This is a genomic window from Ligilactobacillus pobuzihii E100301 = KCTC 13174, from assembly GCF_000349725.1.
Classification (GTDB): domain Bacteria; phylum Bacillota; class Bacilli; order Lactobacillales; family Lactobacillaceae; genus Ligilactobacillus; species Ligilactobacillus pobuzihii.
The window spans coordinates 17,085-34,841 of record NZ_KB714685.1; the positions used below are offsets into that span (position 1 = coordinate 17,085).

At 37.7% G+C, this 17,757-nt stretch carries 17 protein-coding genes and 1 pseudogene; 9 read left to right on the plus strand and 9 right to left on the minus strand.

Annotated features, from left to right (window positions below; all coding sequences use genetic code 11):
• The first annotated feature begins 174 nt into the window (after positions 1-174).
• Positions 175-1,155 carry a dTDP-glucose 4,6-dehydratase gene (rfbB, locus tag LACPOB_RS0101650; RefSeq protein ID WP_017867099.1) on the plus strand — a complete coding sequence of 327 codons (981 nt, stop codon included), beginning with the start codon at positions 175-177 and terminating at the stop codon, positions 1,153-1,155.
• Positions 1,156-1,280: 125 nt separating this feature from the next.
• Here rfbB and LACPOB_RS0101655 read toward each other — a convergent pair whose 3' ends face one another.
• The 3 genes from LACPOB_RS0101655 to LACPOB_RS0101665 form a co-directional block, all read right to left on the minus strand.
• A complete protein-coding gene (locus LACPOB_RS0101655; protein ID WP_017867100.1) occupies positions 1,281-3,239 on the minus strand; it encodes a sugar MFS transporter in 1,959 nt (652 codons plus the stop codon).
• Between the two features lie 65 nt (positions 3,240-3,304).
• Complete coding sequence (locus LACPOB_RS0101660; RefSeq protein ID WP_017867101.1) at positions 3,305-4,273, minus strand: beta-galactosidase small subunit; 969 nt, start codon at positions 4,271-4,273, stop codon at positions 3,305-3,307.
• Positions 4,257-6,143: a glycoside hydrolase family 2 gene (locus LACPOB_RS0101665; protein ID WP_017867102.1), complete on the minus strand. Its 1,887-nt coding sequence runs from the start codon at positions 6,141-6,143 to the stop codon at positions 4,257-4,259. The genes LACPOB_RS0101660 and LACPOB_RS0101665 overlap by 17 nt, the downstream gene beginning before the upstream one ends.
• Positions 6,144-6,340: 197 nt before the next feature.
• Between LACPOB_RS0101665 and LACPOB_RS0101670 the strand changes: the two genes are divergently transcribed.
• The gene (locus tag LACPOB_RS0101670; protein ID WP_161605884.1) at positions 6,341-7,111 is read left to right on the plus strand and encodes an AraC family transcriptional regulator; all 771 of its coding nucleotides are present in this window, start codon (positions 6,341-6,343) and stop codon (positions 7,109-7,111) included.
• A gap of 372 nt (positions 7,112-7,483) precedes the next feature.
• Here the strand turns inward: LACPOB_RS0101670 and LACPOB_RS0101675 are convergent, their stop codons facing one another.
• Positions 7,484-7,741: a helix-turn-helix domain-containing protein gene (locus LACPOB_RS0101675; RefSeq protein WP_026142702.1), complete on the minus strand. Its 258-nt coding sequence runs from the start codon at positions 7,739-7,741 to the stop codon at positions 7,484-7,486.
• A gap of 282 nt (positions 7,742-8,023) precedes the next feature.
• On the opposite strand from LACPOB_RS0101675, the pseudogene LACPOB_RS12895 reads away from it, so the two are divergent.
• Positions 8,024-8,268: pseudogene (locus LACPOB_RS12895) on the plus strand (site-specific integrase); the annotation flags it as partial.
• Positions 8,269-8,643: 375 nt separating this feature from the next.
• Here the strand turns inward: LACPOB_RS12895 and LACPOB_RS11525 are convergent.
• The 5 genes from LACPOB_RS11525 to LACPOB_RS0101705 all read right to left on the minus strand — a co-directional run bounded on the left by LACPOB_RS11525 (position 8,644) and on the right by LACPOB_RS0101705 (position 14,396).
• Positions 8,644-9,465, minus strand: a complete 822-nt coding sequence (locus tag LACPOB_RS11525) for an ROK family protein (protein ID WP_017867106.1) — start codon at positions 9,463-9,465, stop codon at positions 8,644-8,646.
• A gap of 27 nt (positions 9,466-9,492) precedes the next feature.
• Positions 9,493-10,926 carry a 6-phospho-beta-glucosidase gene (locus tag LACPOB_RS0101690; RefSeq protein ID WP_017867107.1) on the minus strand — a complete coding sequence of 478 codons (1,434 nt, stop codon included), beginning with the start codon at positions 10,924-10,926 and terminating at the stop codon, positions 9,493-9,495.
• 103 nt (positions 10,927-11,029) lie between these two features.
• Entirely contained in the window at positions 11,030-12,352 is a 1,323-nt protein-coding gene (locus LACPOB_RS0101695) for a PTS sugar transporter subunit IIC (RefSeq protein WP_040532609.1), read from the minus strand.
• A 176-nt stretch (positions 12,353-12,528) separates the two neighbouring features.
• Positions 12,529-13,275: a MurR/RpiR family transcriptional regulator gene (locus LACPOB_RS0101700; protein ID WP_017867109.1), complete on the minus strand. Its 747-nt coding sequence runs from the start codon at positions 13,273-13,275 to the stop codon at positions 12,529-12,531.
• A gap of 341 nt (positions 13,276-13,616) precedes the next feature.
• Positions 13,617-14,396: a hypothetical protein gene (locus tag LACPOB_RS0101705; protein WP_017867110.1), complete on the minus strand. Its 780-nt coding sequence runs from the start codon at positions 14,394-14,396 to the stop codon at positions 13,617-13,619.
• A gap of 251 nt (positions 14,397-14,647) precedes the next feature.
• On the opposite strand from LACPOB_RS0101705, the gene LACPOB_RS0101710 reads away from it, so the two are divergent.
• From LACPOB_RS0101710 to LACPOB_RS0101735, 6 genes are all read left to right on the plus strand, one after another.
• Positions 14,648-15,196 (plus strand): sigma-70 family RNA polymerase sigma factor, encoded by a 549-nt coding sequence (locus LACPOB_RS0101710; protein WP_017867111.1) that lies wholly within the window; start codon positions 14,648-14,650, stop codon positions 15,194-15,196.
• A 151-nt stretch (positions 15,197-15,347) separates the two neighbouring features.
• Entirely contained in the window at positions 15,348-15,548 is a 201-nt protein-coding gene (locus tag LACPOB_RS0101715) for a DUF1659 domain-containing protein (protein ID WP_017867112.1), read from the plus strand.
• Positions 15,549-15,611: 63 nt separating this feature from the next.
• Positions 15,612-15,839 carry a DUF2922 domain-containing protein gene (locus LACPOB_RS0101720; RefSeq protein WP_017867113.1) on the plus strand — a complete coding sequence of 76 codons (228 nt, stop codon included), beginning with the start codon at positions 15,612-15,614 and terminating at the stop codon, positions 15,837-15,839.
• A gap of 268 nt (positions 15,840-16,107) precedes the next feature.
• Complete coding sequence (locus LACPOB_RS0101725; protein WP_017867114.1) at positions 16,108-16,326, plus strand: DUF1659 domain-containing protein; 219 nt, start codon at positions 16,108-16,110, stop codon at positions 16,324-16,326.
• A gap of 23 nt (positions 16,327-16,349) precedes the next feature.
• A complete protein-coding gene (locus LACPOB_RS0101730) occupies positions 16,350-16,577 on the plus strand; it encodes a DUF2922 domain-containing protein (RefSeq protein ID WP_017867115.1) in 228 nt (75 codons plus the stop codon).
• An 86-nt stretch (positions 16,578-16,663) separates the two neighbouring features.
• On the plus strand, positions 16,664-17,581 hold the full coding sequence (locus LACPOB_RS0101735; protein ID WP_017867116.1) for a GH25 family lysozyme: 918 nt from the start codon (positions 16,664-16,666) through the stop codon (positions 17,579-17,581).
• Positions 17,582-17,757: the final 176 nt, after the last annotated feature.

Below are 17,757 nucleotides of genomic sequence, written 5' to 3' on the forward strand. Positions count from 1 at the left end.
TCACTGAACTAACATCTATCTTCACTTATAGTTTAAGCTTTACACTTGTCGCACTTGATTTGACAATTGGGGTCTGCGATCTTTTTGTCAAATTAAGTTTTTAATCCTCATTGTCTTTTAAGTTATAATGATGTTAAACATACAAACTAACATAATTAGAAAGGAAGTAAGTTGATGCAGAAATATTTGATCACGGGTGGTGCAGGCTTTATCGGCAGCAACTTTATTCATTACTTACTTGAAAAGTATTCGGCCTGTCAAATCGTCAATCTTGACCTGCTGACTTATGCTGGCAATTTAGAAAATTTAGCTGATATTAAGGCTGATTCACGTTATCATTTCGTTCAAGGTGATATCAATGATCAAGAACTAGTGGAAAGGCTGATCAAGACATATGGGTGTGAGATCTTAGTTAATTTTGCAGCCGAAAGTCATGTTGACCGTTCGATCACTGGACCAGATGTTTTCTTCCAAACTAATACTCAAGGAACTTTATCTTTGTTAAAAGCAGCGAAAAATCAGAATATTCAGAAATTTTTACAAATTTCAACTGACGAAGTATATGGTTCTCTGGGGCAACAGGGCTATTTTAGCGAAAATTCTCCACTGGAACCGAGTTCACCTTATTCAGCTAGTAAGGCAGCGGCCGACATGTTTGTGCTGGCGTATGCTAAAACCTTTGGGTTGAACGCCAATATCACGCGAAGTTCGAATAATTATGGTCCATACCAACATCCAGAAAAATTGATCCCCCTGATGATCACCAAAGGAATGCAAGGTAAAAAATTACCTATCTACGGCACTGGCGAGAATATTCGTGACTGGTTATACGTGAAAGATAATTGTCGGGCCTTTGACACTGTTATTCACAAAGGGCAGCCAGGTGAAATTTATAATGTTGGTGCACACAGTGAGCATTCAAATAATGAAATCGTTCATTTGATCGTTGACCAGCTAGGGCTTTCTACTGACCGAATCGAATATGTTGCTGATCGTTTAGGCCACGACCAGCGTTATGCATTAGACAACAGTAAAATTAAAATGGAGTTAGGGTGGCAACCACAGGCTGGTTTTCAAACGTGTCTGACACAAACGATTAACTGGTATTTAAATCATGAGCCTTGGTGGCGAAAAGATAAATTTGAAAATAGTTAAAATAAAAAGAATTCTGTCTTAGAGGAACTTTTTCAAGTAAGATAGAATTCTTTTCATTGTTTGAACTATTGGTGATCCGTTATATATTAAGTAACTGGATAGACTTACTTAAATGTATTTATGATTTAAGATTCTTTCCAATCAACTTTAAATAATTGCCTCCCATGTTTAATTTCTTTAGAACTAGTAGGAATCAATGAGTGTATTTTGTTTCCATGTGTGAATAACGTTACCACGGTATCTTTATATCCTTGCCGTTTGATTTCATCACGATTAAAACTCAAAAGTGACTGTCCCTTTTTAAATTTTTGTCCAGTTTCAACATGAGAAACAAAATTTTCACCACGCATTTTTCCTGTACCAAAGCCGACATGGACTAGTAATTCTAGACCGTTGTCTGAGCGTAAACCTAAGACATGTTTGGTTGTAAAGACAAAAATTGCTTCGCCATCAAATGGTGCGAATAGTTCACCTTCGGAAGGCTCGATACCAATTCCTCTACCTTGAAGTCCCTTATTGCCATTTTCATCTATGATATTTTCTAAGGATACTAGAGTACCACTCACTAATGAATCAACTGAGGTATTTTCTGTATTATCTACAACGGTAGAATAATTTATAGGCTTTTTATTTTGATTATCGTTTAATCCAGTTTCAGCGCTTGCAAGATTCTGCTGTAATTGTTCTACGATCTCAGCATGTTTCTTTTCAGAGATTTTTACTTTCCATGCATAGACTACTAATGCGAGTACGTGCAAGATTAATCCAACCCAGAAAGCAACAAATTTAAAGATAGCGATCCCGTGATCCGTAATTGATGCAGCAGTGGCAGCACCGGTCATTCCAGCAGCAACTGCAACCCAACCGACAACACCATTGGAAAGAGCACTGGACAACTTGTCAAGCATTGGTCGCATGGATAAAATCACTGTTTCATTACGAACGCCATTTTTGAGTTGTCCGTATTCAATAGTATCTTGTAAGGTTAGTAGGACTGCCATAAAAATAAAGCCTTGTGGTGCATAATAAAGAATCATGGCAGTAATTACAGCTACCAAATTATCGGTAGAAAAAATTAGTAATAAATAAGCGATGATCATAGCACACATACTTACTGAATAAATTGTTTTACGACTGATCCATTTATTTAAAACTGGATATAACGGCGATGTAAAGAATCCAGCAACGATTGGAATAATACCAGTTATCCAAAATAGGTCAGGACGATCGAGTACATATTTAAACATATAAAACATTAACCCAGCGGTAGCGGCATTACCAAAACCATATACTAAATATGGAATAGCTGTCCATAGCATCTGATCATTGTGAATTAATGCAGAAAACATGTCTTTGAAACTAGTCTTTTGTTTAGTAACTTCTCTTAAAGTGCTTTGCTTTTCATGAGTTCCAAATCCCACAGTAAGCGAACATATAATTGAAAGCACTGCAATCAAAATACCAAATGCTGTCCAACCTGCTTGTCCTTCGGTGTGTTGCCCTGTTGCTAGATAAGTAAAGAAAGTTACAACTGGAACAACGATCATTGTGACAACGTTTCCCCCGAAATTTGTAAAGTTTCCAGCAGCTGTATAAAGTGATCTTTTACTACTATCTTCAGTTAGGGCTGGTATCATACCCCAGTATGAAACATCTCTAAATGAATAGAAAACGTCAAATAGAATAAACGCTGGAATGAATAAAATGGTAAACCAAGTTGCATTAACTTTAGATAACCCAAAAATACCAGTAAAAAGAACTATTAACAATATAGAAGAAATAATGCCGGCTCCAATTAACCATGGCTTAAATTTTCCCCATCTTGTAGTCGTATTATCAACAACACTTCCAATAATCGGGTCAAGAAAAATTTCAACTATCCGAATTACGAAAATAAGTGTGGTGATCATTGAAATTAATTTTCCTGCTTCAGCTTTGGGAACTCCTGTAAACATGGCTGAGGTTACATAGACCATTAAATAAGTACCAAATGTCATGTAAACAGCTGACCCGCCGATATTACCAACACCGAAATTAAATATTGACCAAAAATTACTTTTGTTAATTTTCTTGCTTTTTGACAAAATAAAGCGCCTCCAAAAGTTTCAACCTAATATTTTTAGTATTTCTTTTGTTTGTTTTTTAAGCCTTACATACTTGCGCTATTTAAGATATCGAAAGAAAACTCAATATCTTTATCGGCTGGTACGTGGTATTCATTATCAACATCACTACCCCAACTATCAATACCGCCAACACCGCGAACAGCGCCAAAAATTGTTAAAATTGTTTTTCTAGGAAGAGGTAGTTCCTCTTGATGTGTGGCATTTTCGAGTTCTTCTGGTGTGTATGGCAAACAGCTAAAGGCAAATGGTTTATTATTACTTTTGATCGTTAAAGAAAATGTGTTTTTGTCTTGATCAGCATTGTTTTTTACACTGCTACGAGTAACGGTTACGCGATCCGTCTCCATGTGTACACCACAATCCTGAGGAACTAGATAAGGTGTTACTGGAAGTCCTTTAATGCGATAGGTACCCTTTGTTGCACCTGCCATTCTGTCAGGATAAGTCTCTCCTGAAAGGCCATCATATTCAAAGTCATCAGCAACCGTTGGGATTATTAAACGTAGACCAAATGTTGGTAACTCAGGCAATTTACTGTTGCCAAAATAATGTGTGGTGACGTTGATAACTCCATCCGAGCTAATCGTATATTGAACAGTAACTTCCGTACTTGGGACAGTTAGTGTAGTATAAGTGAATTTAATGCTGACTTTCTGGGCGTATTCATGGTTTGAATAGCGATTATTTTCTGGAGCAGATGGAAACTTTATCTTTTTTCCGTCTACAGAAACATTGATTGTCTTTACGTCAATGAATTGGTCTGCTCCGAGCCATTGAATTGATTTTTTTGAAAAGTTATTTCCTCTGTCATTATCAGTAGTTGCCCTCCAAAAGACAGGGGCAGGTTCACGGTAAAGCCACTCTTTGCCATTAAAAACTAGCGATTCTAAGCCACCGCGTCCATAGTTGAAAATATAATGAAAGTTTTCTCCATCAATGCCGAGAGTCCCATCGCCGTATATTACTCGTAAAGGATTATTTTTTTCTACCATAATAATATTTAACCTCCTGTAGACCTGGTTTGGGTGTGCGATCTGCAAATAGTATTCCATCACCAGAAAATTCATAATCAGATACCCGATCGTCAAAGTCACCGCCATAGCGCATTACCTCTTGACCAGTGACTTCGTCTTTGATCAAAAGGGCTTGATCGATAAAGTCCCAGATAAATCCGCCTTGATACATTTCATATTGATCGATCAGATCCATGTAGTCTTTGAATCCACCCAGTGAATTTCCCATACTATGCATATATTCACAGAGAATTACTGGCTTTTTAGGATCATTTTCCAAGTATTCTTTAATTGCTTGTGGTGAATCATACATCCGACTTTCTACGTCGGATATCTGATCTTCATACTGGCGATTGTGGACAACACCTTCATAATGGACTAAACGGCTATTATCAACACTCTTGTAGTATTTTTGCATAGCAGCGATGTCGTCACCAGCATATGATTCGTTTCCAAGTGACCAGAAAATAATGCTGGTATGGTTTTTAAGCAATTCATAGTTATTTTGAGCGCGGTCTAACACTGCTTCTTTCCATTCTGGTAATGAGCCTGGTACATTATAAGAAGGTTCTACGCCGTCACTTTTTTGCCAAGAGCCATGAGATTCAAGATTATTTTCTGCCATCATATAAATTCCATGTTGGTCACACAAGTCATACCATCTTGTCTGATCAGGATAATGACAAGTTCTAACTGAATTGATATTATTTTCTTCCATTGTTTTGATATCGGATTGCATGTCTTCTTCAGAAACGACCCGCCCCGTGTGAGCGTCCCATTCGTGACGGTTGACGCCGTTAATGATCAAACGTTTGCCGTTGAGTAGGATAACTTTATTTTTGATTTCGATTTGGCGGAAACCAAAGTTATAAGGGATAACTTCTAAGGCTTTTCCGTTTTGTTGGATGACACTTATTTCTAAATTATATAGATAAGGATCAGAATTGTCATACAAATGGACGTTTTTAAGTTCGATGTTACTGAAATTGACCGTTTTATCGGCAGTCTGTTTTGATTGGTAAATTTCTTTACCTGACTGATCAATAATTCTTAGCTGAATTTCAGCAGGAATGTTGTCTTTCTGGATTTTTAAATTTACGTTGACTTTTCCATCTTGAAAGTTATTTGTTAGTGTTGGTTTGATCGACAAATCTTCAACATGGACCTGTGGTTGAGCTAAAAGAGTGACATCACGAAAAATACCAAAGAAACGGAAAAAATCCTGATCTTCGATAAATGACGCTGTACTGTGCTTGAAAACTTCAACAGCAAGTTTATTGCGGCCATTCTGAATATAAGGGCTTAAATCAAATTCAGAAGGAGTAAAGCTGTCTTCGGCGTAACCTAGAAAGTGACCATTACACCAAACATACATTGCTTGTTCCACGCCATCGAAACGAACTCTTATTTTTTTGCCACGTAACTTTGGATCAACGGTAAAATGCTTTATATATGAACCCACATGATTATCTGTGGCTGTGCTAAAAAGTCCTTTTTCGATTTGTTTATTATTTAATGTATAGGGTGGGCGACGATACTCATGCCCTTCCCAAGGATAAAGGGTATTGATATAGTGCAACTGGTCAAAATTTGCAATTTCAATATGCCCTGGAACACTGATCGTATCGAAATTAGTATCATTAAAGTCGACTTTGTAAAAATCAACGGGACGTTTTTGTGGTAAGTCTGAGAAATGGAATTTCCAGTTACCGTTTAGTGATTGAGTAAAGCTGCTGTGTCCGTTTGTAACTTCCGCGGAATTAACATATGTTTTATGATCACTATGTGCAGGTAGTTGACCTACACGAAAGACTTCTGGATCATCTAACCATTCAAGTTTTGGTGTCAAAATAAAATTCCTTCTTTCCTATTATTTTACATTTCTAGTATAATTAAAGCGCATACAAAAGAATATAATGTTTTATGATAATAATATGAAAATTTGGTACATAATTTAAAAATGATTATTCGTATGCGTGCTCAACAAAATGTTAAATATAAAATGGAAGTGTTTTTATGCGGATCATTACAAGATTTAATCAGAATTTGCCATTATCAGCAGAAACTATTGGTTATAATTGGCCTCAACCGATAGTAGAACGTCCTAATGGATATCCTTTTTATCATTGGCTTCAATCAGAGCAGGGGACAGGGGTTATTGAAATTGCACATGTAAAGTATGAGTTAAAAGAAGGGGATGGCATTTTGCTTTCTCCAAGACTACCACATAGGTATTACCCATCTAATAATATAAGATGGGAAACTGCTTTTTTGACCTTTGGAGGGGCTTTGGCTGATGAATTAGTGCACTTTATTTTTCCAAATAAATATGTCTATGTAAAAAGAATGTCTCAATCATTGACTAAATTTATTCAAAAAAAATTTGTTTCATTTTTATCGGATGATTACGTGGCGACAGTACAACAATCAGCCTTGATTTATCAATTTTTGTTAATGCTTGATAGTGTGACCCAGATATCTAGTAATTCTTCAAAAGATGAGGTTATTGATCCCATGATGACTTATATAAAAACTCACTATGCTGAAAAAATTACGAATCAAAGTTTAGAAAGAGTCACTAATTTTTCGGCTTCATATGGAAACCGAGCTTTTAAAGAGCACTTTGGCTTAACGCCACAACAATACTTAATGGATTTTCGTTTGCGCAAAGCCAAAGAGCTGTTAATATCTGCTCCTGAACTACAAATTCAAGATGTGGCGATGCAAGCAGGTTTTAATGATGCTTCATATTTTATAAAAGAGTTTAGAAAAATCAATAAAATGACGCCCAATCAGTTCAGAAACCACCAAAGATAATAAGTTGAAAATTAGTAATTAGGAAAAATTGTCGTTGGGGTTCTTCTGTTAATAATCTGTAACATGACACTTCTTTAAAAAGATGGCACGATTCAATTGTAAAGAAAAGGAGCTATGAATCAACATAGCTCCCACAAGCCGCTTTAAAGGCGGTGGCAAAGTTAATAAGACAGTATTAGGCTACCCTGTAACTCGCCAAAGTTATAACAGGGTAGTTTTTGTTTTTGGTGGTGCCATAGTTTGTTTTACCTCTGCTATGTTCGAAATTTTTGTAGAGTAACTTATATTATCATCACAAATTCTTTTGATGAGTCGTGGTTATGGAAAACAAAAAAAGCACTAAAAATTTTAGGCGTTTTTCATTTTTATTTTTTAAACAGGTACTAAACCTACTTTTAATTTTAATCCTAACCCCTTGGCATACCGGTTCAATGTTTTTAGTGTTGGCACAGACTCTAACATTTCGAGTTTAGCTATTTGCGGTTGCTTCATACCAATACGTTTTGCTAGTTCTTGTTGTGATACGTTACTTTTGATCCATTCGGCGTATAATTCAGCCATAGTATCAATAATAAATTTTTCATCTGTCGGAATTGAAGAGAAACTTGTTTCTAAATCCGCTAACCTCATCATTATTCCCCCTTCCTTGCTAACCAATCTTCCAGTAGTGTAATTGCGTGTTCAGCTTGTCTTTTGTCAGTCTTATTTTTTTGTATAGTGGCACAACAACACAAATTTTTCGCCGTCGTAGCTTGCATAGAAAATTCTTTCTGGTTGTGGTCTTAATTCCATTATTGGATCTTTATAACCTTGAGTACTTTTGAATGTGGTGGCCTAATATCAGTTCCTAGCTCTTCCAAATTTTTATGGCTTAAGCTGATAATACATCTTTGACGGCCAGAGGAATATGATCTCCGCGACCACAAGATAGGGAAAACCAACCGTTTATACTTAGAGCCAATCACTGCTGATCTTTTAGTCTACCAAAACTTGTTACGACAAGAAAATTTAGGCACGCGCACTATGCGCAAAACGGGTACCTACCGTGTTTATATGCAGTCTAATTATAATATCGGGCTTCGTCATGCACTTGCTTAATCATAATAGTGAAACCAATTACCTTAGCTTATTTGAGACTAGAGCAAGCTAACATGTAAGGAATGTTGGATAATAACCTGTAACATGACATCTTTTTAAAAAGATGATATAATATGAGTGTAAAGGAAAGGGGCTATGCGTTAACATAGCTCCCACACAAGCCACTTCAAAGGCGGTGGCTAGTAATAACATGACTAAATTCTAGTCGTCCTGCAACCGATCAAAGTTAAAGCAGGGCGGCTTTTTTAGTGTTTGTCGATATAATCCAGTAACGTTACTAAAAACTATTATTGATAATTTAAAACGACTTCTGCTGATCAAGTATAATACTTGTCATTAGAAGGCGTTATTTTAATATTATTCTTCTTGCATTCTTCGGTACACAGCGCCGATCATGCCGGCATCGTTCCCTAATTTAGCAGGAATGATCTCAGCTAGTTTAAGTCACGCACGCTGGCATGCTCTTCTTGCAATTCATTGTAAGCTTCTTGTAAGCCAGCCTGGAAGGTAGGATTAACACTGATTCCGCCACCTACAACGACTTTAGCAGGATCAAAGCAAACGACTAGGTTTAAAATCGCTTGTGCTAGTTTGCGGAAATAATTATGCAAAACAGGCTGCGCGATCTTGTCACCATTATCTGCGCGGTCAAATACTTCACGTGCATCAGTTAAGTTTGCTTGTGCTTTAATATTGTAAATGCGCAATAAGCCGATGACAGTGGCAGTTTGAAAATTCATGCTGCCATCTTCTAGCTCATCATGTTGGTCGTCTAATAACATCCAACCAAATTCACCCGAACGGGCATGTGCCCCACGGTAAACCTGGTCATTGATCACTAACGCACCACCGACCCCAGTTCCTAAGACGATCCCCAGATAATTGTGCAAGTCTTGTGCAGCGCCTAACCATTGTTCAGCGATGGCCGCTGCATTAGCGTCGTTTTCGATGGTTGTTTTAATGCCTGTATGTTGTTCAAGTTCTTCTTTCAAATTCACACCATACATGCATTTGATCGCACCAGCGGTCGTTAATATTCCATCTGATTCGATCACACCGGGCATTGAGACACCGATCCCCGCAATTGCTTGTCCATTTTTTTGATAGTCGGTCACGATCGAAGTCAGGTCAGTTAAGATCTGCTGTTTTTGTTTCGCAGTTGGGGAACTATTTTGTTCGATCATTTTCCCGTCTTGATTTACTAAACCATATTTAATGGATGTTCCACCGACATCGATCCCCACGTAATTCTTCAAAAAATGCATCCCCTTAGTTATCATTGACTATAGTTCAGCTCCGTTAGTGTTGATCACATTTTGATACCAGTAAAAAGAATCTTTACGGTAACGGTCTAATGAACCACGTCCATAGTCATCTTCATCAACGTAAATGAAGCCATAACGTTTCGACATTTCCCCAGTGCCGGCTGAAACTAAATCAATGCAGCCCCAAGGAGTGTATCCCATTAGATCAACACCGTCATCTAAGACGGCTTTTTTCATCTGGAGGATATGGTCATGCATATACTTGATGCGGTAGTCATCATGAACTTTATGGTCTTCGGTCAACTGATCGACGGCACCTAAACCATTTTCAACTACGAATAATGGCAAATGATAGCGGTCAGTGAACCAGTTTAGTGCATAACGCAGACCAGTCGGGTCGATCTGCCAGCCCCATTCACTCGCTTTAACATAAGGATTAGCAACTAAGTCATGGGCTTCGTTGAAATCTTCATGTCCAGGGTATTCTGTGGTAAAGGACATATAGTAACTAAAGCCGATATAGTCGACAGTTCCTTCCTTTAGCTGTGCTAGGTCTGCGGTGGTGATATCCAGGTCAAAATTTTTTTTATCAAAGAAGTTTAACAACCATTGTGGGTAATAACCATTAGCGTGTACGTCTGAGAACCAGTAACGAGTTTGCATAGCTCGTTGAGTGAATAAGATATCTTCTGGTTTAGAAGTCAGCGGATAAATCGGACACATTGCGATCATACTACCGATCTGCATTTTAGGGTCGATCGAATGGCCTAATTTGACTGCCTGAGCAGAAGCAACTAATTCGTAGTGTGCTGCTTGGTACATTAGTTTTTCGCGGTCTTCACCTGATTGTGAGATGATCCCCGAGTTGGTGTATAAATGACCGGCTGCTTCAAAATTAGTCTGGTTGTTGATCTCATTAAATGTCATCCAGTATTTAACTTTGTTGTTGTAACGTCTGAAACAAACATCGGCAAAGCGCACGAAGAACTCGATCAAACGTCGGTCGCGCCAGCCACCATATTCTTGGACTAGGTGAAGCGGGATCTCGAAGTGCGAGAGAGTAACGACTGGCTGAATGTCATATTTCAAACATTCGTCGAATAAGTCATCGTAAAATTTAAGACCTGCTTCATTAGGCTCTTCTTCGTCACCATTCGGAAAGATCCGACTCCAAGCGATCGAAGTCCGGAAACATTTGAAACCCATTTCTGCAAAGAGCTTGATATCTTCAGGATAACGGTGATAAAAGTCGATGGCCTGATGATTCGGGTAGTAGTGGTCGTCTTCAATTTTAGCGGTGATCGTACGGGGATGATCCTTATCACCTAGAGTAAAGAGGTCTGCAATACTTAAGCCTTTGCCGCCTTCTTGATAGCCGCCTTCTAATTGATGGGCTGCGACTGCGCCTCCCCATAAAAAATCCGCAGGAAATTCTCGATTGTCTTTTGCCATAGTGTCTTCCTCCTGTATAGTAATTAGTAATTAAATTTGAAGCATGTAGTACTTTTTAGTGGAGCTACATGATGCTAAAGTCCGCTAATACTTATTTTCTACGCTATTCTTCTAACTGTCCTTCTTTTTCTGCTACCTTATTGGCTGCCATTACAAACGGCATGTAGGTAAAGACTGAGATGATCAAGCAAATGATCCCGATGATCAGTGCAAGCCAGTTACCGCCAGTTCCTAGAAATGGCATCAGTGGTCCTGGTGTGGTCCAGGTCATGCCTAGTGCTGGTGTTGGAATCAATTTCAAAATATTTGTGACTAAGTAACCGACCCAGATATTGATAACTGGTGTGAGTACAAACGGAACCGCTAAGATCGGGTTCAAAACGATCGGTAAACCAAACATCAACGGTTCATTAATGTTAAAGAGTCCTGGTATAAAACCTAATTTAGCGACTGCACGGTAATCTTTACGTTTGGAAACCAAGAAGATCGCGATGATCAAGCCTAAAGTCATCCCACTGCCGCCCATGTTAGCGAAAGTGTCGTTCATGTTACCCCATGTAGCGGGGTAAGGAACGTCCCAGATACTACCATGCCCATTGACGAATTGTTGGTTGCTAAGGTCAGCTTCTGTAAAGATCACTGAACGCAAGGCATTCAATGTGTTTGGACCGTGGATCCCGACTAACCAAAGCAAGTTTTGGACGATGGCTAGGAGAGTGACACTCCAGATATTGACCCCAATGTTTCTTAACGGTGTTTGGATCGTATCATAGATGATCTGGTTGATCCCTTCTGGTGCAACTAATGACAATAAATGATTTAAAATAGCTGCTAACATAATGACGATCACGATCGGGATCAAACCATTAAAGGAACGGGAAACTGCTGGTGGGACCATGTCAGGCATCTTGATCTGGAGCTTTTTAATGCTGAATAGTTTTGGTAAAAATTCACCGACAATGATCCCAATGAACATCGCTACAAAAAGACCTTGCGCACCCAAGAACGTTTTTGGCAGGTAGTTGATCCCATCTTTAACGATCGATGGTGTATACATGATCATGAATACAGCGATCGAAGTCATTCCCGTCAACATTTGGTCGGCCATGAAATGACGTGCTAATTCAGACGCGACCATGTAAGCAATGAAAATCGACAAGATATCCATGGTACCGTTGGTGACAGAGTTCAACCAACCTTGCATATCTTCTAAATTCGGGAAGAACTTATTTAAAAACAAGATCTTAGCTAAAAAGCCGTCTTTTGCAAAAAGTAAACTATTGACCAAAATAACCAGCGATGCTGACATAGTGATCGGAAAAGTGAACATAAATGAATCTCTGATCGCGGCAATGTGACGCTGATTATTCAGTTTAGCCGCTGCTGGAACAATATGCTTTTCCATAAAAGCATTATATGAATCCATCTTGGACATAGAGTATCACTCCTATAAAAAATATATAATTTCTGAACCACTTCAATCATATAAAAGCGGTTACATAAGAGCAATACTCTGACAGTTTTTGGATAATTGTTCCGACAAATAGCTGTTTATTCCAATGGTGGAACGTCTTGTACCAAAAAATGCCGCAATAAGACCGACTATAATTTTTCGTTTTGTTGTAACGCTAAACGACGGGCGGTTGAGATCAGCTGTTCGATCACATATAAAGCTGGGACTTGAGTGGTGAGGTCGTAATACTTTTCGATCCGTTTTTGATCAGTAGAGTAGCTGAGAACGTAGCGCGACATGAGTGCTAATTGACTACTAGGGTCAGCGGTCACAGCGACCAAAGTAACATCCTCATCATTTACGAAATTATTCAATAGTTCGATCAACTCGATGGTTTTACCTGACACTGAAAAAGAGATCAGCAAGTTATTGCTGGTATTTTTAAGTTGTGTGACCAAGGGATAAAAAGGATCTTTCACACAGAATGAATTAAAACCCACGGCGGCAGTTTGTCGTGCTGCGTATTCCGCTAGTGCTCCCGACGAACCCACACCACAAAAGATGATCTGGTCAGATCCTTGCATTTTGTCAGCGACCAATTCGATCTTGCTGTAAATATCTGAAGGGAAATTATCAGCCGTGATAAAATTGATCCGATGGTCTGTGACATGCGCTTTTTCTTGTTCAGCATGGGAGGAAACTTTAAACTCAGGAAAACTTTCATAACCTAATTTATGGATAAAACGCATAACTGACGAATTAGAAACATGTGCTTCAGTCGCAATATCACGCACACGCATATAAGGCACTTTTTCAACGTTTTCTGTGAAAAAACGGTAGATATCTAAATCAACCTCTGACAAACGATCGAAATCCTTAAACCCCAAAAACGCCAATTTAAATTCCCCCTTACAAAATAATAATGCAAACGCTCTCCAAAATCATTATAACATGTTCGTACCAATATTAGTTATCAGAAACAATTTTAGTAAAGAGATAATTGAACAAAAGGGAAAATTATTAGTGATCAAAGACATTACGTCAAGCGATTTTGATTTAGCAAGTGGACAAAATGTAAAAAGATGCTTGGTTTTGAGTGAACTAGGTTACAGGCGAATCATAGTTTTTATATATGATTTTAAAATCATTCACACAGACTTTTTTTACTTCCTATACCAGTATTTTACAGGTTAGACTGACAATTGATCAGTATTTGTGCATAGTTTCTACTCATTATCTATCTGAGCCTTTTTTGTTTAGCTCGAATGGCTTGTTTGACTTGAAGTATGTACTTTTGGTCGAGCTGTTCGTCAATTAGTGAAGCATCATAGTAAAGCGTGTCTTCAATGATTTGATCGATAAATTCATCCATGTATGCTTGAATGTTTAAATTTCGAAGTATTTGAGTTTCTTCAGGGAATAAGCGTTCGATCTCATCGTGGAGTTTGTGTATAAATCTTTTAGATACACCATGCAACAAAGTTTGTAGTGAAAGTATCTGAATGTCAGCGATCATTAAAGCTAGGCGATAAACATCTTCAAACTGTTTTTCCTTCTCTAAAATAATGTATTCGGGTAGATGGTTTCTACGAAATTGCAAGCCAATTCTATTGTTGCCTAGGCAATTATAGCCGAGTAAATTCGATTGCATGATCCAGCTGGTTGAACTTCTGGCGTAGCCGCTGAGTGGTAATAGAGCCTGGTCGATGGAAACAAAAGGTATGATGTGACGTTGCAGTGAGTCTTGGTAAAACTTTCGCGCAATAAATATCGAGGAAGTAAAGTTGAATTTTTGCCAGTGAACGAAGTCTTTAACAAGTGAATTGGTTGAGTGTTGGGTAAAAAGTGCACCACGTACTTTATCTAAGACGATAGCTTGACAGTCAGGTAAATTTAAACGATGAGTATCGATCACCATTTTAGTATCTTTAGTAATGGCCGCTTGGTCGTCACGAAAAGCCTGCTGATAGATCTGTGTGATACCTTTTTTATCTAAGACGATGTTTTTTTGCTGCATGTCTTTTAACCTCCAAAGAAAATTATGTAAGCTGATTTCACAAATGGTTTTGTGAAAATAATAACATAAACTATTATACATTGAATAATATAGATGAATCAATACTAAAAATAGCATAAAAGCATATATTGTCACAATTTTTGCCATATTTGTCAGCAAATACTCCACTTTTGTCACCTTCATGTTAGTCCACTGAATGCTTATGCTTAAATTGTTCAAGGCCTTGGATAATTTAAGTGAGGAGTATTTACATGAACGACGAAGCGATAAATTATCTAATTGAAAATAATCGGATCAAAGTGATCTATGGTGTCTTAAAAAAGTTACACGTATCACCATTAACTGCCTATTTTGAAGATCTGGTGGTTGAAGGAGAATTGTTGTTTATCCAGGCCTATATTGACTATCGGCGTCAAAATGAAGAATTAGATGAAAAGCGTTTGATGGGTTATGCCTATCGTAAGATAAAATGGGGCTTACTTGATCTTTTACGTAAAGAATGGAAACAAGAAGCTAGAATAGCACCACCAGTAACTGACAAAACAGGGAAAGAAACAGAATTTGAACAGTTAATAATGGATAAGAATACTAACTTGGTGGAAAACTATGAGTTCTGGGAGCTAGTCCGCGAGATCGTGATGGTATGTAGTCTCAATGAACGCAAGTTTCTGATCAAACGACTCTTTTATGGCTATAGTGTGGCTGAGATCGCCCAGCAAGAAGGGGTGACACGTCAAACTGTCAACTATTGGAAAAATCGTTTAAAACAAAAATGTCGGTGTTTTTTTGAATTAAGCTAAAACTTTCTTTTACAAGCATCTAATGATTTTCGTTAGTAAGAGTGTAAGACGCGCGACTTACTGATTAAGATGATTGGAGTTAGTAGCAGTTAGACATCAGGTGTGACTGCGTTATTGACGAAGGTCAGCAAAAATACGAGGAGGAAGCACAATGAATCATGAAATGTGGGAAAAGACGAGTATCGTAGTTCAGTCAACTAAAGAAGACGGGACTGAACGTAAACGTAATTTTAACAATATTGCTCAAGAAACAACTGATGAACAATTAGTTAACTTTGGTAATTTAGTCGCTCAATTGACTGGTGAAGATACTGACCAGTTGTTGGTCAAAGTCACAACGGCCATGAATTAGTCATTATTGAATAATCAATAATGGTTTTCAAGTTGATTTAGTGTCAGTGAAAGGAAGGATAGAATGAAGAGTTTAGATTTAGCGTTTCGTTCCGCTATTGGTGGCGCAGTACATCATTTGAAGTTAAAGTATGTCAACACAGAGTTAGACGCTGAGACAGTCAAAACAGCAATGCAAGAAATTGCAGATGCACAATTGTTTGTCGATAAAAAAGGCGAGGAAATGTACGCCAAACCAGTGTCTGCCACTTATCAAACAGAACAAGACGATGTTTTGTTTGAAGAGAAATAGTTGATTTTGTGCCCTGTACTGTATTTTTAGTACAGGGTATTTATTTACAAAAAATTAACTTAGTTTGCATTGTTAAAAAAGAAAACTTGCAAGCTTATTCAAAATAATCATTTTAATATTATTACATTTATAACCTAGTTTTCGTTAGTAAGGATGTAAGGCGCGCGGCTTACCAATTTAAAAATTACTGAAACTAGTTATTTAAGGAACATTTTGAATGTTTTGACAAACTAACTTTTCAGTTCAAAAAATTTGGGAGGTTTTATTGATGAGTAAAGAATGGAAAAAGACAGGTATTAAAGTGAAGACTACTACACCAGAAGGAGATTTTCGTGATCGGACTTTTAATAATTTAGCTGAAGATGCCACTTCGGAAAAAATTGTCGCATTTGCGGAACTTGTAGCACAGTTGACAGGAGAACCACACGTAGAAACAGCCATGACTGTTTCTAGTATCGTTGCTGAAGAAAGTTCAGAAGAAGAATAATTAGGAAAGGAAGTTAATGAATTATGAAGAGTATTGATTTAGTATTTCGTTCAAATATTAACGGCGGTTTACGCCACTTGAAACTATCTGATGTGAAATCTGACCTAGATGCAGATACGGTAAAGGATATCATGCAACAAATCATTGATTCTAAAATGTTTGCTGATTCAAATGCAGAACTCCTATATTCTAAGGCAGTTTCTGCAGTTTATATCGATGAACAAGACCATGTTTTATTTGAAGAAAAATAGGTAATGATCATTTAAATATGAGCCTTAATGTTAGCTTTAGATCACTGACATTGAGGCTTTTTCAATAGGGAATGGAGGAAAAGTTAATGGCAAATAAATTTATAGATGTTGCAAGTTACCAGCCAGATACACTGGTTTATTTTAAAGCTGCGAAAAGGCTGGGTGTTAAAGGTGTCGTAGTGAAAATTACTGAAGGGAGTGCCACAGGAACAGATTACGTTAATCCAAAAGCTGCAAATCAAATTAAACATGCTAAAAAAGTTGGAATGATAGTTAGTGGTTATCATTTCCTACGGTCTTTGTCAGTACCTGATGCAAAACAAGAGGCCCAATTCTTTATTAAAGAAGCTAAAAAGAGAGGTTTAAGTACGAAGGCGACTTGTGTAGTCGATGTTGAAGCAGCAGATCTAACACATAATGTCGCAGCTTTAACACAACAAATCAACGCATTTTTTGCAGAAGTTAGAAGATCAGGCTTTAAGAAGATGGCTATTTATTCCAATACTTCATGGTTTAAGACCAGGATCAATCGGAGCAACTTAACGGTGCAAAATTTTTGGGTTGCTTCATACGGAACTGTAAGCGCGGGAATGCCTTGTAAAGCTTGGCAGTATTCTAGCAATCAAATGATCAATAGTGCTAAAACTGATATTTCAGTTGATTATCAAGGAATGTTCACGAAAAAAGTACTAAGAAAACAGAAAAAACAACCACAAAAAATCAAGCAGAACAAAAAGTGGGTCGATAATTTAGGTGTGACCTGGTATCAGGAGCAAGGAACTTTTATTAGTGATCGAGCAATCAATTTACGCTGGGGTGCCCGAACATCTTCGACTAAAATCGCACTTTTACGCGCGGGTTCAGTTGTGAAGTACGACGCTTTTGCCCATAGTGGAGGTTATGTTTGGCTCAGACAGCCACGTGGAAAAGGTCAGTATGGTTATCTGGCAACTGGTAAATCAAAGAATGGCAGAAGATCGAATTACTGGGGAAAATTCAAATAAAGAAGATAAGTTCAAAAAGCGGGTATTAAAAGGCATGAGAAACTAATATGTTTTCTTGTGCCTTTTAGTTTATCTACGTGAATTAATGAAAATGACAGGGTGTATTTGTCAATAGATTTTGTTCACTCAGATAACATTTTAACTTTTATTTAAAATGTTGTACAATATGAACATTA